General features: G+C 63.7%; 23 protein-coding genes. 5 read left to right on the forward strand and 18 right to left on the reverse strand.

Annotated features, from left to right (window positions below; translation table 11 throughout):
* Positions 1–32 precede the first annotated feature (32 nt).
* The 10 genes from MMAR10_RS03905 to lgt all read right to left on the reverse strand — a co-directional run bounded on the left by MMAR10_RS03905 (position 33) and on the right by lgt (position 9512).
* Entirely contained in the window at positions 33–914 is an 882-nt protein-coding gene (locus MMAR10_RS03905; RefSeq protein ID WP_041636760.1) for an enoyl-CoA hydratase-related protein, read from the reverse strand.
* 248 nt (positions 915–1162) lie between these two features.
* Entirely contained in the window at positions 1163–2398 is a 1236-nt protein-coding gene (locus MMAR10_RS03910; protein WP_011642693.1) for a multidrug effflux MFS transporter, read from the reverse strand.
* A gap of 91 nt (positions 2399–2489) precedes the next feature.
* A complete protein-coding gene (locus MMAR10_RS03915; RefSeq protein ID WP_011642694.1) occupies positions 2490–2933 on the reverse strand; it encodes a group III truncated hemoglobin in 444 nt (147 codons plus the stop codon).
* Positions 2934–3155: 222 nt separating this feature from the next.
* The gene (ychF, locus tag MMAR10_RS03920; protein ID WP_011642695.1) at positions 3156–4253 is read right to left on the reverse strand and encodes a redox-regulated ATPase YchF; all 1098 of its coding nucleotides are present in this window, start codon (positions 4251–4253) and stop codon (positions 3156–3158) included.
* 220 nt (positions 4254–4473) lie between these two features.
* Positions 4474–5076 carry an aminoacyl-tRNA hydrolase gene (gene pth / locus MMAR10_RS03925; RefSeq protein ID WP_041637257.1) on the reverse strand — a complete coding sequence of 201 codons (603 nt, stop codon included), beginning with the start codon at positions 5074–5076 and terminating at the stop codon, positions 4474–4476.
* A 107-nt stretch (positions 5077–5183) separates the two neighbouring features.
* Positions 5184–5831 carry a 50S ribosomal protein L25/general stress protein Ctc gene (locus tag MMAR10_RS03930; RefSeq protein WP_011642697.1) on the reverse strand — a complete coding sequence of 216 codons (648 nt, stop codon included), beginning with the start codon at positions 5829–5831 and terminating at the stop codon, positions 5184–5186.
* Positions 5832–6002: 171 nt separating this feature from the next.
* A complete protein-coding gene (locus MMAR10_RS03935) occupies positions 6003–6440 on the reverse strand; it encodes a hypothetical protein (RefSeq protein WP_011642698.1) in 438 nt (145 codons plus the stop codon).
* Positions 6441–6505: 65 nt separating this feature from the next.
* Positions 6506–7438: a ribose-phosphate pyrophosphokinase gene (locus MMAR10_RS03940; RefSeq protein WP_011642699.1), complete on the reverse strand. Its 933-nt coding sequence runs from the start codon at positions 7436–7438 to the stop codon at positions 6506–6508.
* Between the two features lie 86 nt (positions 7439–7524).
* Positions 7525–8625, reverse strand: coding sequence for a class I SAM-dependent methyltransferase (locus MMAR10_RS03945; RefSeq protein WP_011642700.1), 1101 nt, complete (start codon positions 8623–8625; stop codon positions 7525–7527).
* A complete protein-coding gene (gene lgt, locus MMAR10_RS03950; protein WP_011642701.1) occupies positions 8622–9512 on the reverse strand; it encodes a prolipoprotein diacylglyceryl transferase in 891 nt (296 codons plus the stop codon). Before lgt ends, MMAR10_RS03945 begins: the two co-directional genes overlap by 4 nt.
* Before the next feature lie 112 nt (positions 9513–9624).
* Between lgt and MMAR10_RS03955 the strand changes: the two genes are divergently transcribed.
* The 3 genes from MMAR10_RS03955 to proC all read left to right on the forward strand — a co-directional run bounded on the left by MMAR10_RS03955 (position 9625) and on the right by proC (position 11407).
* On the forward strand, positions 9625–9948 hold the full coding sequence (locus MMAR10_RS03955) for an accessory factor UbiK family protein (protein WP_011642702.1): 324 nt from the start codon (positions 9625–9627) through the stop codon (positions 9946–9948).
* A 104-nt stretch (positions 9949–10052) separates the two neighbouring features.
* On the forward strand, positions 10053–10556 hold the full coding sequence (locus tag MMAR10_RS03960) for a YbjN domain-containing protein (protein WP_011642703.1): 504 nt from the start codon (positions 10053–10055) through the stop codon (positions 10554–10556).
* An 8-nt stretch (positions 10557–10564) separates the two neighbouring features.
* Complete coding sequence (gene proC, locus MMAR10_RS03965; RefSeq protein ID WP_011642704.1) at positions 10565–11407, forward strand: pyrroline-5-carboxylate reductase; 843 nt, start codon at positions 10565–10567, stop codon at positions 11405–11407.
* 317 nt (positions 11408–11724) lie between these two features.
* Here proC and MMAR10_RS03970 read toward each other — a convergent pair whose 3' ends face one another.
* Genes MMAR10_RS03970 through uvrC form a run of 8 tightly spaced genes read right to left on the reverse strand, consistent with a single transcriptional unit; the run spans position 11725 to position 19291 of the window.
* Positions 11725–13041, reverse strand: a complete 1317-nt coding sequence (locus MMAR10_RS03970; RefSeq protein WP_011642705.1) for an ATP-binding protein — start codon at positions 13039–13041, stop codon at positions 11725–11727.
* A gap of 6 nt (positions 13042–13047) precedes the next feature.
* Positions 13048–13749 (reverse strand): response regulator, encoded by a 702-nt coding sequence (locus MMAR10_RS03975; RefSeq protein WP_011642706.1) that lies wholly within the window; start codon positions 13747–13749, stop codon positions 13048–13050.
* 51 nt (positions 13750–13800) lie between these two features.
* A complete protein-coding gene (locus MMAR10_RS03980) occupies positions 13801–14598 on the reverse strand; it encodes a hypothetical protein (protein WP_011642707.1) in 798 nt (265 codons plus the stop codon).
* Positions 14599–14605: 7 nt separating this feature from the next.
* A complete protein-coding gene (pgsA, locus tag MMAR10_RS03985; RefSeq protein WP_011642708.1) occupies positions 14606–15166 on the reverse strand; it encodes a CDP-diacylglycerol--glycerol-3-phosphate 3-phosphatidyltransferase in 561 nt (186 codons plus the stop codon).
* Positions 15167–15171: 5 nt separating this feature from the next.
* Positions 15172–15945, reverse strand: a complete 774-nt coding sequence (locus MMAR10_RS03990) for an HAD family hydrolase (protein WP_011642709.1) — start codon at positions 15943–15945, stop codon at positions 15172–15174.
* Complete coding sequence (locus MMAR10_RS03995) at positions 15938–16741, reverse strand: hypothetical protein (protein ID WP_011642710.1); 804 nt, start codon at positions 16739–16741, stop codon at positions 15938–15940. Before MMAR10_RS03995 ends, MMAR10_RS03990 begins: the two co-directional genes overlap by 8 nt.
* Positions 16742–16800: 59 nt before the next feature.
* Positions 16801–17376, reverse strand: a complete 576-nt coding sequence (locus MMAR10_RS04000; RefSeq protein ID WP_011642711.1) for a hypothetical protein — start codon at positions 17374–17376, stop codon at positions 16801–16803.
* 13 nt (positions 17377–17389) lie between these two features.
* Complete coding sequence (gene uvrC, locus MMAR10_RS04005; RefSeq protein ID WP_011642712.1) at positions 17390–19291, reverse strand: excinuclease ABC subunit UvrC; 1902 nt, start codon at positions 19289–19291, stop codon at positions 17390–17392.
* Here uvrC and MMAR10_RS04010 point away from each other — a divergent pair.
* Together MMAR10_RS04010 and MMAR10_RS04015 are read left to right on the forward strand one after the other, a co-directional pair.
* Positions 19290–20057 carry an SDR family oxidoreductase gene (locus MMAR10_RS04010; RefSeq protein ID WP_011642713.1) on the forward strand — a complete coding sequence of 256 codons (768 nt, stop codon included), beginning with the start codon at positions 19290–19292 and terminating at the stop codon, positions 20055–20057. The genes uvrC and MMAR10_RS04010 overlap by 2 nt on opposite strands.
* Positions 20054–20455 carry a dihydroneopterin aldolase gene (locus MMAR10_RS04015; protein WP_011642714.1) on the forward strand — a complete coding sequence of 134 codons (402 nt, stop codon included), beginning with the start codon at positions 20054–20056 and terminating at the stop codon, positions 20453–20455. Before MMAR10_RS04010 ends, MMAR10_RS04015 begins: the two co-directional genes overlap by 4 nt.
* The last annotated feature ends 344 nt before the right edge of the window (positions 20456–20799 follow it).

The following is a 20799-nucleotide window of genomic DNA, read 5'->3' on the forward strand; positions in this document are numbered from 1 at the left end:
TTGGCGCGGAGATTATCACCCAAGGCGGGAATTTAACAGTATTCGTCTTCGGCGGCGTCCCACCAGGGGTGCCAGGGCGGCAGGTCGCTCGACACTTTCATCGGGAAATCCGGAGCGCGTTTTTCCAGGAAGGACATCACACCCTCCTTGGCGTCGTCGCCCATGCCGGCATGCAAAATGCCCAGGCTCTCGACCCGGTGCGCCTCCATCGGATGGGCTGCGCCCTGCATGCGCCAGGCCATGCGTCGCATCATGGCGACCGAGACCGGGGCACAGCGCTCGGCGATCATGCGGGCCCGCTCGCGGGCTTCGGCCATCAGGTCCTCGGCCGGCACCACCCGGGCGACCAGCCCGGCCTCGAAGGCTTCAGCCGCCGAGAAGGTGCGCCCGGTTAGGCCCCAGTCCATGGCAGTCGAGATGCCGACGACGCGCGGCAGGAACCAGCTCGCACAGCCATCCCAGACAATGCCGCGCTTGGCGAAAGGGTAGGCGAATTTGGCGTCCATCGAGGCCAGGCGGATATCCATCGGCAGGATCATCGTCGCGCCAATGCCGACGGCGGCACCATTGATGGCACCGATCACCGGTTTCAACGTGTTCCAGATGCGTAAATTGAGCAGGCCGCCCTTGTCCCGCCATTTCGGATCGGTCTCGTCAAACTCGCCGCTCTCACGGGCCTGGGCGACCATGTTGAAGGTCTCGGCCCCGGTCGACAGGTCCGCCCCGGCACAAAAGGCCGGGCTCTCGCCGGTGAAGATAATGGCTTTCACATCATCATCGGCGTCGGCCAGGTCGAGCGCCGCGATGATCTCGTCACCCATCTCATAGGTGAAGGCATTGAGCCGGTGTGGCCGGTTCAGGGTGATCGTCGCGACCTGGTCTTCGACGGCGTATTTGATGGTGTCGTACGGCAAGGCGTTTCCCCTCAAGCGCGGCGTATTGTCGGCATGATGGGATGGAATGGGGAAAGGGGCCAGAGGGGAGATGTCTCCCCACGACGGGACTTGCTCACCCAAACCCTTGTCATCCCCGCTGGATGTCCGGCGTAGGCGGGGCGCAAGGCGGGGACCTAACGCTTTGCAATCACATAGGTCCCTGACTTGCGCCCCGCCTCCGCGGGGCGTCCATCAGGGATGACAAAGGGGTCGGGCCAGCCCTTGCCCTAATCCTCGCCGGTCTGGAACAGCTGGCCGCGTTCGGTCCAGAACACGATGGCCAGGGCGGTGCCGGCCATCAGGGCCTGGCTGACGATCAGCGGGGTGGCGGTGCCGTCATAGAGCTGGCCGACATAGGAGCCGATCGCTGCGCCGATCACGCCGGTGACGAAGCCATAGACCGCCGAGGCGGTGCCGGCGATGTGGCCGACCGGTTCCAGCGCCAGAGCCGAGAAATTCGCGGCAATCAGGCCAAGGAAAGCCATGGCGGCCGAGAGCAGGACCAGGAAGAGCACGAAATTGTCGATGCCGCTCCACAATATCCCGGCATGGATGGCGGAGATCACCGTGAAGGCGATCAGCGCCCAATGTGACAGGCGTCTCTGGCCCAGCCGCATGACCAGACGTGAATTGGCATAGCTCGACAGACCGATCCCGCCGGCAATGGCGGCAAAGGCAAAGGGGAAGGCGTCGTCGGAGAGGCCGAAATGACCGACGAAGATTTGCTGGGAACTGCCCAGAAAGCCATACAGCCCGCCGAAGAAAGGCGCGCCTGCGAGTGTATAGCCCAGCATCAGGCGGTGGCTGAACGTCTCCCTGAACGCCGCCAGTAACGGTTTGACGCGCAAGGGGACGCGAAATTGCGGGTGCAGGGTTTCCGGCAGGCGTAACTGCAACCAGACCATCAGGCCCAAACCGAACAGGACCAGGAAGGCGAAGATCCAGCGCCAGGGGGCAAAGGTCAGGATCGCCTGCCCCATCATCGGTGCCAGGACCGGCACCGCCATGAAGGCGGTCATCACCATCGACATGACTTCGGCCATGCGACGCCCCGACGTCAGGTCGCGCGCGATCGCTGTTGCGATTACCCGGCAGGCTGCGGCTGCGGCGCCCTGGAAGAAGCGGGCGACCAGCAACATGTCGAAGGTCGGCGTCAGGGTGCACACAAGGCTGGTGACGATGAAGAAGGCCAGCGCAAACTGGATGACAATCTTGCGTCCGAACCGGTCCGACAACGGGCCGTAGAACAGCTGGGCAAAGCCGAAGCCGGTCAGATAGACGCCGATCACGAATTGCTGGTCATTCTCCGACCGCACGCCCAGATCACCGGCGATATCGTCCAGCGCCGGCAGCATCATGTCGATGGCCAGCGCGACCACTGCCGTCATGGCGACCAGGAGCGCAACAAGTTCCGTGAGCGAGATCGGCATGGTTGTGCCGGTCGCGTTTTGGGGCTGGGTCATGAACGGCTCCGGAGATCTGGCATGGGCCCATGCCAAGGCGATCAGATGCGACCTGAGCGAGTAAAATTCAACCCCGGAGTTGAAACCGCTGTCAGGCGTTTTCGTAGGGGTCGTAGAAGAGATGGGCCTGGAAGCTGGCCGCGATACGGTTGGCGCGTTCCAGGAAGGCGGCCTTGGCCGCCGGCGTTGCACCGATCTCGTCGAGTGTTTCGCCAAACAGGCCCAGCCAGCGTTCGAAATGGGCCGGTGAGATCTGCTCTTTCAGCTTCACATGGGCCGGCATCGGCCGTCCGGCATAGCCGCCATCATGGAAGATGATCGCCGACCAGAAGGATTTCATCGTGGCCAGGTGCGGTCCCCACTCACCGGGAATGGCGCCGGCAAAGACCGGGCCCAGCATGTCGTCGGCGCGGATATGGCCGTAGAAGGTCTCGACAAGGTCGGAGATGAGACCCTGGGTAATCTCCATCGCCTCCGCTTCGGCGCGGGCGGCCAGACGGGCTTCGGTGACGCGGACTTGGATGGGTGAGGACATGGCAGCGATGTAGGACGGTGCGGCCCGTGCCGCAATGCGGCGCGCTGGCGCAGGGGGGCTTTTCTTCTCCACCCTGTGGGGAAGTGGGCCAATGCGCAGCATTGGGCCGATAGGGCCGAGCGCAGCGAGGGGGCGACGCGTACCGCCTGCGGCGGCCCCTCCGTCTCGCCCTGACGGGCGATCCACCTCCCCGCGCGGCGGGGAGGAAAGCCTTTCAGCTCCCTAGACGTTGAAGCGGAAGTGCAGCACATCGCCGTCCTTGACGATGTACTCCTTGCCTTCCGCGCGCATCTTGCCCGCTTCCTTGGCCGGGGCTTCGCCGCCGCAGGCGACATAGTCGTCATAGGCGATGGTCTCGGCGCGGATGAAGCCCTTTTCGAAATCACCATGGATGACGCCGGCGGCCTGCGGTGCGGTCCAGCCTTCGCGGATCGTCCAGGCACGGGCTTCTTTCGGACCGGCGGTGAAATAGGTCTGCAGGCCCAGCAGCGAATAGCCGGTGTGGATGAGGCGATCGAGGCCGGGTTCTTCCAGACCGATCGCTTCCATGTATTCGTCGCGCTCCTCGTTTTCGAGGAGGGCCAGCTCGCTCTCGATCTTGGCTGAGATGACGACGGCCTCAGCGCCTTCTTCCTCGGCCCGCTTCATCACGATCTCGGAATAGGCATTGCCGGTGCCGGCGCTGCCTTCATCGACATTGGCGATGAACAGGACCGGCTTGGTGGTCAGGAGCTGCAGGTTGCGCCAGGCCTTGCGGTCATCCTTGGGCACGTCGGCAAAGCGGGCCGGCTTGCCGTCATTGAGCTGGGCCAGGGCGATGTCGATCAGGACGAGGGTGGCCTTGGCTTCCTTGTCGCCGGACTTGGCTTTCTTCTCGAGGCCGGACTTGCGCTTTTCCAGGCTTTCCAGATCGGCCAGCATCAGCTCGGTCTCGACGGTTTCGAGGTCGGCGAGCGGGTCGATCCTGTTGTTCACATGGGTGATGTCGTCATCGTCGAAGCAACGCAGCACATAGGCGATGGCGTCGGTCTCGCGGATGGTGGCGAGGAATTGATTGCCAAGGCCTTCGCCCTTGGAGGCGCCTTCGACCAGACCGGCAATATCGACGAAATTCATCCGCGCCGGCAGGATTTCCTTGGAGCCGGCGATCTCGGCCAGCTTGGCCAGGCGCGGTTCGGGCACGGCGACATCACCAACATTCGGTTCGATGGTGCAGAAGGGATAATTCGCTGCCTGCGCCGCTGCCGTCTGGGTGAGCGCATTGAACAGGGTCGACTTGCCGACGTTCGGTAGCCCGACGATGCCGCATTTGAAACCCATGATGGATATCCCTTATTGGTTCGAGCGCGCCTTATAAGAAGAATGCAGCGCGGGGTCGACTGTGGAGTCAGTGGGTGGGCAACTCGTCCTTGTCATCCCCGCTGGATGTCCGGCGCAGGCCGGACGCAAGGCGGGGACCCAAGTGGTCGCCATCAATTAGGTCCCTGACTTTCGCCCCGCCTGCGCAGGGCGTCCATCAGGGATGACAAAGCATGTGAGTTCAATCCGCGTCCGGACCCCGCTTCACGACCTCCGGTGCCGGTGCCTTGTGCGTCACTTTGGTCTGGAAGGCGTCGTAATCGCCAGCGGCCAGCAGATCCAGGCTGCCGGCGATGGCGTCCAGCAGGTCGATCAGCCAGGCTTCCTCCGCCTTGGCGAAATCGGACAGGACATAGCCGGTGACGCGATTGCGGTCGCCGGGATGGCCGATGCCGATTCGGGCGCGGCGGAAATCCGGGCCGAGCTGGCTGGTGATCGACTTGATGCCGTTATTGCCGGCTGCCCCGCCACCCATTTTCATGCGGAATTTGCCGGGCGCTAGGTCGAGCTCGTCATGAAAGACGATGATGTCCTCCGGCTTGACCCGGTAGAAGGCCGCCGCCGCTCCGACGGAATTGCCGGCATTGTTGTAGAAGGTCTGCGGCTTGAGCAGGAGCAGCTTGTTGGAGCCGATCGTGACCTCACTGGCCAGGCCCTGGAAGCGTTTGCGCCAGGGACCGGCGTTCCAGGCCTGGGCGATGATGTCGAGCGCCATGAAGCCGACATTGTGCCGGTTGCGCAGGTATTTCGGCTCGTAATTGCCAAGGCCGGCCAGGATCTTCATCGCAGGGACTTCCTTTATGGGGCGAGCAATGACCGCCGGATACGAAATCAGCGAAGCCATGGTGTGGCCTCGCTGATCTCAATACCAGTACTGAAAAGCGGGGAGGTCTACTCCTCGTCGCCCTTCTGGCGGATGGCTTCCGGCTCTTCCGGGGTCTCATCCGTCTCTTCTTCAGCGTCCGTGAGAACTGCGCGCGAGCCCTGCAGGGTCGCGACGGTGAAGTCACGATCGGTGATGGTCGGGACCACGCCCTTCGGCAGCTTGATGGCCGAAATGTGCAGCGAATCGCCAATGTCCAGGCCGGTCAGGTCGGCTTCAACCGATTCCGGAATGGAGCCGGCCGGGCAGAGCAGCTCGACATCGTGACGCACGATGTTGAGGACGCCACCGCGCTTCAGGGCCGGGCAGGCGTCTTCATTGGTGAAGTTCACGGCCACATTGACATTGATCTTGGTGTCTTCGTCGACGCGATACAGGTCGATGTGCATCGCCTTGTCGGACACCGGGTGGAACTGGATGTCACGGGCGATGACCGTCTGGCGCTTACCCTTGTGATCGATCTCGATCATGTTGGACAGGAAGTGACCGCCCAGCAGAGCCTTGCGGATTTCATTGCCGCGCAGGGTGACCGAAACCGGGTCCAGCTTGCCGCCATAAACGATGCCCGGGACGAGGTCTTCCCGACGGGCAGCGCGAGCCGCGCCCTTGCCGGTGCCTTCACGAACGTCAACGGTGAGAACGATGTTGGAGCTCATCGGTCCAGATCCTTAAATGCAAACGCCGCCTCCTGCAGATTGAGTGCGGGCGGCGATCTATCCAGGCGTCATGCCTACAGTGTTATTTCGAGCGGCGGGCTATAGCCGATAGAAACGCCCCACGCAACAGCGCTGCACGGGAAGAGTCAGCGATTGGCAGCCCTGTCTTGGTCAGCCACGCATCGCAAAGTCGAAGCGGGTCTCGCATCCCGTCGCATATCGGGCCGGGGCAGTGTCATTCCAGGCGTAGCGCCAGGTTTCGATCGCGCGGGCCGCTGGCTGGACTGCGTCCCGCGTCGCGCCATGGTCGAGATCCTCGATATCAGCGCCGTAGCGGATGTTGCTCGTGGTCCCGTCCGGGCCGATATCGAACAGCATGTGAATTTCGCGCGGACCGGAACTTTGATTGATGTACATGAAATAGGCGAGTTCTTCCGGGAAATCCGGAGTGGGTCTGTCCACAATCGTCATGTGCTCATGGGCTTCGGAACAGCGCAGGGTGGCGCCAGGCGGCACGACCGGATTGAGAATTCCGCCGAAATGGACCAGGTTTTGGCTGGCGCAGGCGGACGCGCACAGACCGACAACGACGACACCGACAAGACGCATGCTTCCCCCCAAGTTCTGATGGGAAGGCCAGCACGGCAGACGTGTTGGTGTCAATCTGTCTCGGTCTAGTCGAACAGCTTCGACACCGACTCGTCATTGGCGATGCGGCGGATGGCTTCGCCGAGCAGGGGCGCCACTGACAGGCGGCGGACTTTCGGCGTTGCTGTTGAATTGGGCGGCTCGGTCACCGAGTCGGTGACAACCAGTTCGCGCAGCCGCGACTTGTCGACCCGGCCCTGCGCATCCTTCGACAGTACGCCGTGCGTGACATAGGCGGACACTTCGATCGCGCCCTTTTCCAGCAGGGCGTCGGCGGCATTCACCAGCGTGCCGCCACTGTCGCACATGTCGTCGAACAGGATGCAGCGCCGGCCTTCGACCTCACCAATGATGTTCATCACCTCAGCCACACCGGCTTTCGGGCGACGCTTGTCGACGATGGCGATCTCGGCATCGAGCAGCTTGGCCAGCGCGCGGGCCCGCACCACACCACCGACATCCGGCGATACGATCAGCAGATTGTCGGTCTCGTAATGACGACGGATATCCGCCTCCATCACCTTGGTGGCGAAGAGGTTGTCGGTCGGAATGTCGAAAAAGCCCTGGATCTGCCCGGCATGCAGGTCGACGGTCAGGACCCGGTCGGCGCCCGCCTTGGCGATCAGATTGGCGACAAGCTTGGCCGAAATCGGGGTGCGGCCCCCGGTTTTGCGGTCCTGTCGGGCATAGCCGAAATAGGGGATGACCGCGGTAATCCGCCGCGCGCTGGCTCGCACCAGCGCATCGATGCAGATCAGCAATTCCATCAAATGGTCGTTGGCGGGCCGTGAGGTCGATTGCAGGATGAAGACATCTTCACCGCGCACGTTTTCGTCGATCCGGACGAAGATCTCGCCATCGGCGAATCGTTCGATGTGACTGGCTGTCAGCGGTGCGTCGAGATAGTCGGCGATGGACCGGGACAGGTCCGGATTGGCGGTGCCCGACATCAGCTTCATCGTTTCGACCCCCGAGTCGTTGGAAACGCGTCTTAGGAAACGCGGGCTGCTTAGCACCGGGTCGCCGGGGAATGAAGCCGAAATGATCAGCCTGCGGAAAAACCTGGCGGGGGTGGCAATTCGGCACTGTCCAGGCAAACCAGCTTGAACAGCTCGCCCATCTGCTCGGTATCGGTCAAACGCCAGATTTGTCTCGCGATTTCCGAACGCTTGCCGGGTTGCGACTGGCTCAGGACGGCCGCGCGCGCCTCCAGTCCGAGGTCTCTCAGCCATTGACCCTGGGTTTGCGGGCCATGCGCGGTCAATCCGGCTGTACGCCCTGCCTGCATTAAGGATTCGAAGTCGACCCGGGCCGTCAGGTCAGCTGTTCCGGGGTCTTGCAGCGGCGGTTGTTTCTTATGAGCGCGGATCGCCTGGAGGGTGTCGCCGATCTCGCTGGTTGCCGGGCCATAGTCAATAAACAGCGCCCGACCGGGCTGATTGGCGAAGCGTTCGGCGAGCTGGTCGACGACCTGCCGGTCACCCGGTCGCAGCTCGACCAGGGCGCCGTCTTCCGCGTCGCGCAGGCGCTCGGGGATGAGATCCGTGTCCTGGCCCAGTGGCGGGCCGAGCACGAAGACGAAATCGCTCTCGCTGTCATTCCCGTATGTTGGCGCGAGACCGACCAGCCGTTCATGCCACTCACCCTTGTGGCGAAGGGCCTGGCGCACGGGCAGGCAGTCGAGGAACTCATTGCCGACGATGAAGCAGGGCCCGGGCGCGGCGGCATCCAGCCGGTCGATCCAGCGGATCTGGGCGCCGCTGGGTCCCAGCGTCTGCGCCTGCACCGCCTTGAGGGCAGCGCTGGCCTCGATCAACATGATTTCGGTGGCATCCATGAAGCCGGGCACCGTGCGGGCAGCACGCAAGGCGTCGCTCATCATCGTGCCGCGGCCAGGCCCCATCTCGATCAGCTTGAAAGCGGCCGGACGGCCCATGTCGAGCCAGGTCTGGGCAGCGACCAGCCCGATCAGCTCGCCGAACATCTGGCTGATTTCCGGAGCAGTGATGAAGTCCGCCACGGCGCCGATCGGGTCCTTGGTGGCATAAAAACCGTGACGCGGATCGAACAGGGCTTCTGTCATGAAGGCGGCGATCGATATCGGCCCGCCCGAACGGATACGGTCGCGAAGCGTGTCGGCAATCATGACTTGGCAGGCGTGCCCGTCTTCAGGGCGCGATGGATCAGCCAGGCGCCGGCCAGGATCATCGGGATCGACAGCAACATGCCCATGGTGATGTAGCCGCGCAGGGCTTCCGGCATGTAGACGTCCGGCTCCCGCACGGTTTCCAACGAGGTGCGGAACAGGCCGTAGAACAGCAGGAAGAGACCGGCATTGAGGCCCGGTTTTTCCAGCGAGCGGAATTTCCACGTCGCAATATTGATGATGGCAAACAGGGCGACACCTTCCAGCGCAGCCTCATAGAGCTGGCTTGGGTGGCGCAGCGCGCATTCGGGATCATGGGCAAAGCGCATGGCCCAGGGCACATCGGTCGGACGGCCCCACAGTTCGCCATTGATGAAATTGGCCAGTCGGCCGAAGAACAGGCCGATCGGTGTCACCACGGCGGCAGCGTCGCCGATCCGCATCAGGTCCAGCTTCTGGCCGCGGGCAAACCACCACAGCGCCAGCGACACACCGATCAGGCCGCCATGGAAGGACATGCCGCCATCGGTGATGCCCAGCACGATGTCCAGCGGCCGCTCCCAGATCATGTCCGGCATGTAGAAGAGGACAAAGCCCAGCCGTCCGCCGCCGATCACGCCGAGGGTCGCCCAGATCAACAGATCGTCGACCTGTGGCTCGGTGAAGGGGGCTTTGGGCTTTTTGGTGCCGGCGGGAGCCCACAATCCGGGGCGCCGCGACAGCGAGACCATGTAGCGCCAGCCCAGCATCAATCCGGCGATATACGCCAGCGCATACCAGCGCAGGGCGAACCAGACCCGCTCCTGGCTGCCGAAGTCGAACCCGTCAGGTCCGATCGAGAACAGGACGGGGTCGATCAGGTCAAAGCTTGGCGGACAGTATTCCATGATATACTCGGCTCTTGGCTCGGCGAGGTGCAGCTGTGACGGAACGGCGCGTTGCGCTTTTCGGGTCAGAGCCGCATATAGGCAATGTTGAACCCACTAATGGCTTTCTTTGATGCAAACGCGCAACCCGCTTCTGAATGATTTTGCTGATCTGATGACCGACGCCTTCGGCGCGGCACAGGCGATGGGCGAAGAGGCGCGCACGGTGTTCCGTGCCCGCGCTGACCGCATGGTCGCTGAAATGGATCTGGTCACGCGCGAGGAGTTCGACGCTGTCAAAGCTGCGCTTGACGCCTCGCAGGATGAGGTCGCCGCGCTGACAAAGCGTCTCGATGCGCTGGAAAAAGCCGCCGCGACCAAGCCGAAAACCACCAGTCGGGCCAAAGCCCCGGCTGCAAAGGCCCAGACGAGCAAGGCCAAAAGCACCAAGGCCTGATCCCGAAATCACGCGCGCTACGCGCTTTTTATTGCGCCTGCCGCGGCGCAGACATACCGTCATGGCACGGTGTGAGTCGCCGCGCAGACGATGGAGCCACTTCGATGGACCTGCTGTCAGACGAATTCTCACCGACTGTGACCGACCCGCTCGACGCGGTCGAGCAGGCGGTGATCGGCGAGCAATACCCCTATGACCGCGATGAGAATGGCGAAATCCATCTCACGGCCAGCGGTGAGTGGCGTGACCACCAGATCTGGTTCGCCTGGCGTCCGGAGCTGGAAGCGCTGCACATTTGTGGCAGCCTCGATCTGAAGGCCCCGGCCAACCGCTTCGGCGATGTCTGCCAGCTGGTTGTCCGTCTCAACGAGAAGCTCTGGATGGGCCATTTCGACATCTGGGCCGAGGATGGTTCAATCGTCTATCGCCACGCCCTGTCGCTGCCCAATGGCGAGGCCGTATCGCCGTCGCAGGCCGCAGCCATGATCTCGGCTGCCCGCGAGGCCGGCGAGCGCTTCTATCCGGCTTTCCACTTCCTGGTCTGGGGCGGCAAGGGTGTCGAGGAAGCCGCTGCCGCTGCCATGTTTGAAACAGCTGGCGAGGCCTGACCCCGGCCATGGCACAAAACTTTCGGATTGCACTCATTGGCGGCGGCAATATGGGCGGTGCCCTTGCCGCCGGCTGGTTGCGCACCAAGCGTGGCGCGGTGGCCGCTGACGAGCTGGTGGTCATCGACCCGTCTCCCGGTGAAGTCGTCCAGGACCTGGCGTCGCAGTCCGGTGTCGCCGTTCTGCCCGAGTTGACTGCCGACGCGGCGGCGACGCTCGAGCTAGCCGTCCTGGCGGTAAAGCCGCAGATTTTTGAACAGGTGGCGACATCGCTGGCCGATGCTTTGCCGGTCAGCACCGGCGTGGTCTCGATCATGGCCGGTGTGACCCTGAACCGTCTGACGATGGCCTTGGGCGAGCGGGCCATTGTCCGTGCCATGCCGAACACCGCAGCAGCGGTCGGCGCGGGTGTCTCGGTCTGTGTGGCCAATGAGGCCGGCGAAGCGCTGGAAAAGACGGTGACCCGCCTTTTGAAGACCGCCGGTACTGTCGAATGGGTGGCGGATGAGCGCATGATCGGTGCGGTGACCGCGGTTTCCGGATCAGGCCCGGCCTATGTCTTCCTGCTCGCCGAAGCCCTCGCCGGTGCGGCTTTCGCCGAAGGCCTGCCACGCGAGCTGGCCGACAAGCTGGCCCGTGAAACCATCATCGGCGCCGGGGCGCTGCTGGCCAAGTCCGGCAAGTTACCGCAGGAATTGCGCCGCGCCGTGACCTCCCCGAATGGCACCACCCAGGCGGCCGTCGACGTGCTGATGGGCGCCGGTGGCGGTCTGCCAGAACTGGTCCGCCAGGCTGTGGCCGCGGCCGAGCGACGCTCGCGGCAGATGGGTCAGGATCCGGGCAAGCGCTAAGGTGTTTGCCTGACAAGGGAAGGGCCTGTCAGCCATTCCCCTCCACACCCCGCTATCCCAATCATATTTTTCCCGGCCGGAGCCCCGCAAAAGCGGGGTGGAGAGCCGGGACCTGCTGACTCCTCCGGCAAGCGATGAGTCTCCCGTAGGTCCCGGATGGCGCTGCGCGCCTCCGGGAAAAATGTAGGGGGATGGAAGAGAGGGAGTGGCGGGTCAGAAGGGTGAAACGCGCCAGCGTGTCGTCACTGACCACCCATCACCCACTCCGTCTGTCCGCTTCGCCCATCAAGGGCGAGGACCTGTGGGTTCCACTTTCCTCACTGCGGCAGGCTGATCACCGCCAGCAAGCCACCCAGCTCAGACCGGCCCAGCCGGATATCCCCGCCATGGCCCCGCGCCACGTCGCGGGCGAGGGCGAGGCCGAGGCCGACGCCCTTGCGGTTCTGGTTGCGGCTTTCATCGAGGCGGTTGAAGGGTTTGAGGGCCTCGTCATACTGGTCTTCCGGGATGCCGGGACCATCATCCTCGACCCGGATCTCGATCCGCGCCCCATTGGGCTCCACCGTGACCTCGACCACTTCGCCGAAGCTGGTGGCATTGCCGATCAGGTTGGCGAGCGCCCGCCGGATGGCTCCGGGGCGCAGTTCGGCATCGAGCTCGCCCTCCGTGTCAAAGCGGATATCGCCGCCATGACGGCGGGCATCCTCGACCACTTCGCGGGTCAAACCGATCAGGTCGATGCGCTGGGTTTCCTCGCTGCCATCGCCGCGGGCAAAGTCGAGATACTCGTCCAGCATCGCTTCCATCTCGTCGAGATCGCGCCTCGCATCGGCGGTCTCGCCGGTTTGCGGCATCAGGGCGAGCTGGAGTTTGAGCCGGGTCAGCGGCGTGCGCAGGTCATGGCTGACCCCGGCCAGCAGTGCGGTGCGCTGTTCGAGATGGCGCTTCAGGCGGGCCCGCATCTCCAGGAAGGCATGGGCGGCCTGCCGCACCTCGGTGGCCCCGGCAGGACGGAAGTGGGCGACGTCCTGACCGCGGCCGAATTGCTCGGCGGCGTCGGCGAGGCGGCGGATCGGCTTGACCTGGTTGCGGATGAAAACGACCGAGACGGCGGTCAACAGCGTTGTCGCGCCGATGATCCACAACAGGAAAATATGGCCGGTCGTGGCAAATACCCGGTCGCGCGGGGTGATGAAGCGCAGCACGCCGCCTTCGACCTGGACCCGCACATCGACATAGCTGGGATAGCGGGTGGTATCGAACCAGACCGGGTTGTCGAGTTGCTGTGACAGGGCTTCGCGCAGGGTGATGTCGAGCGTGCGGAAGAAGGAGGAGCGGCGCGAGGTCGGCAGAGTGTCGTCAGGCCGGAAATCGATCGACAGGCGGGTGGTGCCCAGCGCTGCCTCGATATGGCGCTGGAAGGCCGGCGTCTCGCCGCCCTCCTGCTCGTAAAGCTGGGTCGCCATGGCGATTTCGCCGGCCACGCCTTCGGACAGGCGGCTTGTCACTGTCTCCCAGTGTTCCTCGAAGAAGGACCAGGCGACGGCGACCTGCATCAGCCCGACCGGCAGCACGATGATCAGCAACGTCCGTGCGAACAGGCCCTTGGGCAGGAAGCGTTTGAGGACAGACACGACGGGTCAGTCCTCGAATACGGGGTCGGCGAGCAGGCGATAGCCTTCGCCGCGGACCGTCTGCAGGTGCATGGGCTCCTTGGGGTCGGCTTCCAGCTTGCGGCGCAGGCGCGTGACCTGGACATCGACCGCCCGTTCGCCGCCACCGGTCCGCTCCGACAAGGTCAGGCGCGAGACTGTCTGGCCGGCAGACGCCGCGAGGGCGGCCAGCAACGCCGCTTCGCCGCCGGTCAGGCGGACCGGCTCGCCGTCCTTCGCCAGGCTCTCGCGGGCGATGTCAAAACTCCACGGTCCGAAGATGACGCGCTGGATGGCGGCCTGGGCCGGCCTGGCGCGGCGCAGGATGGCATTGATCCGCAGCACCAGTTCTTCCGGCTCGAAGGGCTTGGGCAGATAATCGTCCGCACCCAGCGACAGGCCCTTGATCCGGTCTTCGGCATCGCCGCGCGCGGTCAGCAGGAGGATCGGAGTCTCGCCGCGCTTGCGGACGGCTTCGGTCAGTTCGAACCCGTTCATGCCCGGCATCATCACGTCGAGAACCAGAAGGTCGAAGGCGAGCGAATTCAGGGTCGACAGGGCCTTGCCGGCATTGGGTGCGGTGGAAACCCGGAACCCGCGTTCCTGCAGGAAACGCTTGAGCAGGTTGCGGATGCGGTCGTCATCATCAACGACGAGAATATGCGCGTCTTCAACGTGCGTCTGGGCCATGAAGTCCTGCCGGATTGCGAGCCGCGATCATGACGCGGCGGGCGGATGCGCTCAAGGTGCTTTGTCGGAAGCTTTCTGAACCGATCCACCCGCCTGCAGGCGTTCGGCGCAGGCTTCGCGCAGGGCGTCCAGGCCGACCTCATAGGGTTGCGGGTCGGCGTAGATGGCCGCGAGAGGTGCGCGGGCTCCTTCCACAAGCTCCGCCGGGGTCAGCAGGCGTGACATGTGCGGGACCAGCCCGGCCGATCGTACAGCGTCGATCTGGGGCCACATGCGATGCCATCCGCCATAGAGGCGCAGCGAGACGACATTCACCGGCAGGTGATCGCTGGAAACAGTCTTTACGAGTGGCCAACCGGGCGCGGTGATGGTCGTGCGCTCCCTGTCATAGCGGCCGGTGTGCACGCTCAATCGCGTCGACGACGATATCGCCCGCACTATCTCAAGCAAGTCGAGGGAGAAGGCATCGATCAGCACGGGGGCATCGTGCAGCGCGGCGACCCGGACCAGTTCCGCAAGGGCAACCTTTCGATCGCCCGTGCCGATCTTCATCTCCAGGACAACGGCGTGGCCGCGTGCTGCCGCAAGCGCGTCCTCAAGCCGCCACATCTGCCCGGCCTTGCAGCCAGCCGTGACCGCCTTGCGACCCAAGCGGTCGAACATCATGTTCGGGTGCCGGGTGTAGAGCAGCGGCGGCGAGTCGCCGTCAGCGACCCAACAAATATCGGCCTCGTGAGCATGGCGGGCTTCAGGCAGTCGATCGGCCAGCGACAGCCCGCGCTCGAAAGCGCGCGGCGAGTTCAGTGATCTATGATGAAGAATTTCAAGTGCTTGAGGCGGTAGTGACATGCCGCATTCAAGCCTTGCCGCCAGCGTTTCGCAAGCCGGCCAGCAGATAATCAAGACCCGACCAGGCGGTGACCACGATGGCCAGCCAGAAGCTTGTTTGCGCGATCAGGGCTGCGGTCGTCGCCGGGATCCAGTCAGGCGGCAGCAAGGGCGCTGCCAGAAGTGCGATTATGGCGACGCCTTGCACGATGGCTTTCAGCTTCCCTGACAGACGAGCGCCGACTGCGCGACCGTTCGATTGCATCATCAACCGGGCATAGCTCACCACAACATCACGCCAAGCGAAAACGACGATAGCCCATACCGGGATCAGCCCGTTTGCGGCGAGGGCGGTGAACGCTCCCAACCTGTACAGGCTGTCAGCAAGCGGGTCGAATTTCGCGCCGAACTCGGATGCTTGATTGAAGCGCCGGGCGATAAAGCCGTCGAGCAGATCGGTGACTTCCGCGATCCCGGCCACAACAAGGGCCCAGACCAAAGCCCGGTCCCCGCCGTGAGAGAGGGCGAGAAACAGGAGCGGCACAAGCACAATGCGGGAGGCGGTGAGTACGTTAGGCAGGGTCCACATTCCGGTCATCCTTCCCGCGCGCAGAGGAGGCGGTCGGCAATTTCGACAAAACCGTCAGCCCCGTCGCCTTCGGCAATGACGGCGGGATGGGCTGTCATGTGCGGCAGGAAGCGGCGAATACCGGCCACCCCGAAGCTCAAAGGGAAGGCCGCGAACATGGGTTCGTCATTCGGTGCGTCGCCGATATAGGCGACCCGGGCAGGCTGGTCGTCTGTGCTGATCCCGAAACGCTCTGCCAGAACATGCCGCGCCGTGGTCTGTTTGTCGTGGTCGCCGAACCAGGCATTGACATGGATCGAGCTGGTCTTGGCGGTCGCACCGGCCGCTTCGAAGTGACGTCGCACACGTTCGGCGTCATCCAGCGAGGCGCCATGAACGTCCTCAGCAAAGTCGACAGCGACGTCACAGATGCGCCAGTCATTGTCGGCCGATAGTGCCAGGCCGGCGGCCAGGTTTGTCGCGGTTCTTGCCAGTTCGTCCAATCGGGCACGGGTTTCGGAGCCCGAATTGAAAAATGTGTCGCGATCGATCCGGCCATCACGGGTGCGAGCGAAGCAGAAGGCGCCATTCTCTCCAATCACCGCATTGATCGGCCACCACCGCGCGATGAGATCGCACCAACCGGCCGGGCGACCGGTCACGGCGAGGGTAACAAACCCAGCGGCCTGAAGGCGTTCCATTGCAGCGAGGCTGGATGCCGGTACGCGATCATCGCGGGTGACAGTGCCGTCGAGGTCAAACAGAAAGGCGCGAACACCGGCGAGTGCCGTGTCACTCATGTTTGCCGCCGCCGTCGACGCGTCTGACCAGCTCATCCCACTCATCCTCATCGAGTTTGAACTGCTCTATCATCTCATCACGCGGAATGGCGCGGGCCGATTGCAGCCAGAGTACCAGGAAGAAGAAAACAAGGGCGCCGGCGATTGCGACCACGGGCGCCGCCAGGGCGATGAAGGCAAACACTGACGAGACCGCGAGCGTGATCCCGATCCCTGCGACCACAATCGAGCGACCGACAACTTTCAGGCGCGTCTTGATCGGCACCAGCGGTGACAGTGTGTTTGTGTGGACAATTTCTGCTGCTGCCATCAAGGCACCGGCAATCGCGAGGATGCCGGCATTCCACAACGCAAGTTCAGCGTCGACAAACAAGGACGTTCCGGTGGCGTCTCCCTGGATGACGAGGGCTGCGACAACGATTGCTGCGGAAAGTGCGAAGCCGGAATAGGCCTCCCACCTGTATTCCCGGTGATACTCAATCAGGGCCTCATGTGAGAGCTTGCCCGTTTCCACCAGGTATTCTTCGGCGTGGCGATATCGCCGGATCCGGCCATTCTTGTCTTTGCCCATCTTGCGGTTTTGGCGGCGGGCCGTAATGACGAAGAACACGACAGCGATCGCGTAGATGAAGATCATTGTGGCCAGTTTCGGCATCACGGAGAGCTCGGAAAGTCGGCAATCAGACCAGCTGCGGGCTGCGGCGCAGACCTCGGGCGGCGCAATCTGGTGGGCGAGTGCTGCCCAGGCTGCCGCAAGGGCCAACGTCAGTACAAGGTAGAAAATGGTCCTGAACATGATGCCGCGCGCCCCCTGTTTCTTCCTGATCATACCGTTCTGACGGGAAGTCGAAAGCGTCAATCGACTTTCGGTTGAGGCAAAAAACGATGGAGTGTGAATGCGGCGGCGAGCCACAGGAGCGATATCCAGACATAAAGCGTGATGTCGCTGCTGATCCAGCCCAGCGGGGCAGCGAGCAGGGGCAGGGCGCTGGCCATCAGGGCGAGAGCCTGCCCGATCAGTGCCATCGGGCGGGCACTGGCTGAAAGCGCATCTCCTGTTGATGGTCGCAGGAGGTCATGCCCGTGCGTCGCCACGATCGCGGATACGGGCGCGATCAGATAGGCCGTCGGGCCGATGATGAGGAGGTAGAGGACCAGCCAGGCGCTGGCATGGGCGGCGCGGGCGAGGCGGGCCGCAAGCCCGTCGCCGCTGATCCGCATCAGGGCGATCACGCAGGCAATCACAAAGGCTGTGGCGCCAAAGCCGGCGAGACCCCGCGCCGCAGTGAGGAAGCCGTCGAACGGGGCCAGCCCGCCGGCCGAGCCGGTCCAGCGCCAGGACAGCCAGATCGCGACCGGCCCGGTCAGGCACAGGGCGAGCCGCATGAGGGCGAAACCGGTCTTCATCGGAGGTGTCATCCTGGTGTTCATCTCACGCACTCCGTCATTTCTGGAACCAGTCATGGATCTTCCTGGCCATGGCCCTGGAAATCCCGTCAACCGCTTCGAGGTCAGCCAGGGCCGCATTGCGCACGGCCTTGGCCGAACCGAAATGGGCCAGCAGCGCCTTCTTGCGAGAGGGACCGATCCCGTCAATCCCGTCGAGCGGATTGTCGGTCATCTGCTTCTTGCGCTTGGCCCGGTGGCCGCCAATGGCAAAGCGGTGGGCCTCGTCACGCAGGCGCTGGAGATAGTAGAGCACCGGGTCCTTCATCGGCAGTTTGAAGGGCGGCTTGCCGGGCAGGTAGAAGGCTTCGCGCCCGGCATCGCGTTCCGGTCCCTTGGCAATGGCGGCGATGGTGATGCCGGTCTCGTCGGTAATGCCCAGCTCCTCGGCGATTTCCATGACGCTCGACAATTGACCCTTGCCGCCATCGATCAGCACCAGATCGGGCACCGGCGCGCCGTCATCCCGCTCTTTCAGAAGGCGCGAGAAGCGGCGCTTGAGCATCGCCTTCATCATCGCGAAATCATCATTGGTGGCGGCGTCATCGCCCTTCATGTTGAAGCGGCGATAATGGTTTTTCTCGAAGCCCTCGGGCCCGGCGACGATCATCGCGCCGAGCGCGTTGGTGCCTTGGATATGGGAGTTATCATACACCTCGATCCGCTGGGGCAGGTCGGTCAGGTCGAAGACGCGCTGCACGCCCTTCAATAGCTGGGTCTGGGAGGCGCTTTCGGCCATCCGCCGGGCCAGGGCTTCGCGGGCATTGGTCAGGGTGCGATCGACCAGCTTGCGCTTTTCGCCGCGACGGGGCGTGTGCAGGGAGACCTTGCGCTCGGTGCGCAGGCTCAGCGCTTCGCCCAGCAGCTCGGCCTCCTCGATCTCGTGCGATAGCAGGATCAGTGCCGGGGCCGGCTTGTCATCATAGAATTGGGCGATGAAGGCGGCGAGGACCTCGGCCGGTTCGGCCTCCATGTCATGGCGCGGGAAGAAGGACTGGTTGCCCCAGTTCTGGCCGGCCCGGAAGAAGAAAACCTGGACGCAGGACTTGCCGCCATCGCTATGCACGGCGACCACATCGGCCTCTTCCACCCCGTCCGGATTGATGCCCTGGTCAGTGGTCACCGCCGCGATGGCGCGGATCCGGTCGCGCAGCTTGGCAGCGGTCTCGAAATCCATCGCTTCGGACGCCTGCGCCATGCGGGTCTGCAAATCCTCGCGCAGGGCATTCGAGCGTCCGCGCAGGAAATCGGTGGCCTGGCCGACCAGCTCGTCATAGGCGGCAGGGTCAATGAGATCGACGCAAGGCCCGGCGCAGCGCTTGATCTGGTGCAGCATGCAGGCCCGCGAGCGCCCCTCATAGACGCTGTCACTGCAGGTGCGGACCAGGAAGGCCTTTTGCAGCGTATTGAGGGTCTGGTTGACGGCACCGACCGAGGCAAAGGGGCCGAAATAATCGCCCTTGGCCTTGCGCGCCCCGCGATGCTTGGTCAGCTGGGCGGCGGGGTGGTCCTTGCGGATCAGGATATAGGGGAAGCTCTTGTCGTCGCGCAGCAATATGTTGAAGCGCGGCTTCAGCGACTTGATGAGGTTGGCTTCCAGCAGCAGGGCTTCGGTCTCGGTCTGGGTGACCACGAACTCCATTTTGCGCGTCAGGCCGATCATCAGGGCGATGCGGTTGGAATGGCCGCGCCCATTGGCATAGTTGGAGACCCGGTTCTTCAGATTGCGGGCCTTGCCGACATAGAGCACCGCCCCATCTTCCCCGAACATGCGATAGACGCCCGGCTTGGGCGGCAGGTTGCGGACATAGTCGGCGATGAGTTTCGCACCCGCCAGAGATTGCGCCGGCGCGGCGGAAGCGTCATCTATCTCACCGGATTGAGGAGTTTGCGAAGTCATGTCGGACAGGATTGCGCTCGTTACCGGTGGCGGCAAGCGCCTGGGTGCCAAAATCGCCAGCGCCCTGGGTGCGGACGGTTGGCATGTGATCGTTCATTACAATGCTTCGGCGACTGAAGCACAGGCTGTCGCTGCTGACATCGTTGCGGCAGGAGGCTCGGCCCGGGCGGTTCAGTTTGACCTCGCCGATACCGGTGCTGTCGAAGCTTTCCTGGCTGATGTGGGGCGTGTCGACGTTCTGATCAACTCGGCCTCGATCTTCGAGATGGACCGGCCCGAAGACGTCACCCCGCAATCGCTGGAGGATCACTGGCGCATCAATACGGCGGCGCCGGTCCTGCTGGCCAAGGCAATGGCGGCGCATCACACGCAACGCGCCTCGGGCTGCGTGATCAATCTGCTCGACCAGAAACTCTTCAATCTCAATCCGGATTTTTTCGCCTACACCCTGTCCAAGCACGCGCTTCTGGGCGCGACCACGACCATGGCGATGGCCTTCGCCCCCGCCGTTCGCGTCAATGCGATTGCGCCGGGCATCACCCTGCCATCAGGCGGTCAGAACGCGGAGGAATTTGCACGCGCCCACACGATGAACCCGATGCGCGGTGGCTCGACGCCGGACGACATCATCCGCGCAGTGCGCTTCATCCTTGCGACGCCCTCGATGACGGGCGAGACGATCACCATTGATGGTGGCCAGCATCTCGACGCCCGCAATCGCGACGTCATGTATGCCGCCAATCCGCCGCAGGACGACGCCTCATGAGACTGGACAATGTGATCGAGAACGCACTCGCCAGCGCCTCCGGCGAGGATGTCTTCATCTATCGGCTGGAAGGCGTGAAGCTGGATGTCGAGATCGGCATCCATGACTATGAGCGCGGCGTCAAACAGCGCGTCCTGATCGACGTCATCACCCTGGTGTCCAAGCAATGGTGCGGGTCGGATGATATCGGCACCGTGGTCGATTACGACTATATCCTGCACGGCATCAAGGCGCTGGAAACCCGCCAGTTCGACCTCCAGGAAACCTTGTGCGGGACGGTCCTGGATATCGCCCTGGAACCCGCCGTCGTCTCCGCCGCCCAGGTCACGACGCGCAAGGTCGATGCCTATGCCGATGCCGCGGCTGTCGGCCTGACGCGGTTCCGGCGGAAGGTTTAGGGCGGGGCGTTCGGTCTCCGGCCTTTCTTCCCCACGATGTGGGGAAGTGGGCTCAGCTTCGCGACGCGAAGCTGAGGTCGATGGGGCCCGAGCGTAGCGAGGGGGGCCATGCCGCCTCCGGCGTCACCCCTCCGTCCCGCCCTGACGGGCGCGACACCTCCCCATGAATGGGGAGGAAAAGGGTCCAGCAGGTCCTTCCCCTTATCGTGGGGAAGGTGCCGCGAAGGGCGGAAGGTGCGCGTGCCTTCACCTGCCGCCGATCACCCACTCCGTCTCGCCGCTGCGCGACGAACCACCTCGCCTTGTCTGGGCGAGGATCTGGTGACCATGCTGCGCGTACCCGC

Origin of the sequence: Maricaulis maris MCS10, assembly GCF_000014745.1 — a bacterium.
Classification (GTDB): domain Bacteria; phylum Pseudomonadota; class Alphaproteobacteria; order Caulobacterales; family Maricaulaceae; genus Maricaulis; species Maricaulis maris_A.

Bases quoted from the DNA above. Each gene is read 5' to 3' on its own strand.
- MMAR10_RS03910 (WP_011642693.1), bottom strand. From the start codon at position 2,398: ATGACCCAGCCCCAAAACGCGACCGGCACAACCATGCCGATCTCGCTC.
- MMAR10_RS03915 (WP_011642694.1), bottom strand. From the start codon at position 2,933: ATGTCCTCACCCATCCAAGTCCGCGTCACCGAAGCCCGTCTGGCCGCC.
- ychF (WP_011642695.1), bottom strand. From the start codon at position 4,253: ATGGGTTTCAAATGCGGCATCGTCGGGCTACCGAACGTCGGCAAGTCG.
- pth (WP_041637257.1), bottom strand. From the start codon at position 5,076: ATGAAGATCCTGGCCGGCCTTGGCAATTACGAGCCGAAATACCTGCGC.
- MMAR10_RS03930 (WP_011642697.1), bottom strand. From the start codon at position 5,831: ATGAGCTCCAACATCGTTCTCACCGTTGACGTTCGTGAAGGCACCGGC.
- MMAR10_RS03935 (WP_011642698.1), bottom strand. From the start codon at position 6,440: ATGCGTCTTGTCGGTGTCGTCGTTGTCGGTCTGTGCGCGTCCGCCTGC.
- MMAR10_RS03940 (WP_011642699.1), bottom strand. From the start codon at position 7,438: ATGAAGCTGATGTCGGGCACCGCCAATCCGGACCTGTCCCGGTCCATC.
- MMAR10_RS03945 (WP_011642700.1), bottom strand. From the start codon at position 8,625: ATGATTGCCGACACGCTTCGCGACCGTATCCGTTCGGGCGGGCCGATA.
- lgt (WP_011642701.1), bottom strand. From the start codon at position 9,512: ATGGAATACTGTCCGCCAAGCTTTGACCTGATCGACCCCGTCCTGTTC.
- MMAR10_RS03955 (WP_011642702.1), top strand. From the start codon at position 9,625: ATGCAAACGCGCAACCCGCTTCTGAATGATTTTGCTGATCTGATGACC.
- MMAR10_RS03960 (WP_011642703.1), top strand. From the start codon at position 10,053: ATGGACCTGCTGTCAGACGAATTCTCACCGACTGTGACCGACCCGCTC.
- proC (WP_011642704.1), top strand. From the start codon at position 10,565: ATGGCACAAAACTTTCGGATTGCACTCATTGGCGGCGGCAATATGGGC.
- MMAR10_RS03975 (WP_011642706.1), bottom strand. From the start codon at position 13,749: ATGGCCCAGACGCACGTTGAAGACGCGCATATTCTCGTCGTTGATGAT.
- MMAR10_RS03980 (WP_011642707.1), bottom strand. From the start codon at position 14,598: ATGTCACTACCGCCTCAAGCACTTGAAATTCTTCATCATAGATCACTG.
- pgsA (WP_011642708.1), bottom strand. From the start codon at position 15,166: ATGTGGACCCTGCCTAACGTACTCACCGCCTCCCGCATTGTGCTTGTG.
- MMAR10_RS03990 (WP_011642709.1), bottom strand. From the start codon at position 15,945: ATGAGTGACACGGCACTCGCCGGTGTTCGCGCCTTTCTGTTTGACCTC.
- MMAR10_RS03995 (WP_011642710.1), bottom strand. From the start codon at position 16,741: ATGTTCAGGACCATTTTCTACCTTGTACTGACGTTGGCCCTTGCGGCA.
- MMAR10_RS04000 (WP_011642711.1), bottom strand. From the start codon at position 17,376: ATGAACACCAGGATGACACCTCCGATGAAGACCGGTTTCGCCCTCATG.
- MMAR10_RS04010 (WP_011642713.1), top strand. From the start codon at position 19,290: ATGTCGGACAGGATTGCGCTCGTTACCGGTGGCGGCAAGCGCCTGGGT.
- uvrC (WP_011642712.1), bottom strand. From the start codon at position 19,291: ATGACTTCGCAAACTCCTCAATCCGGTGAGATAGATGACGCTTCCGCC.
- MMAR10_RS04015 (WP_011642714.1), top strand. From the start codon at position 20,054: ATGAGACTGGACAATGTGATCGAGAACGCACTCGCCAGCGCCTCCGGC.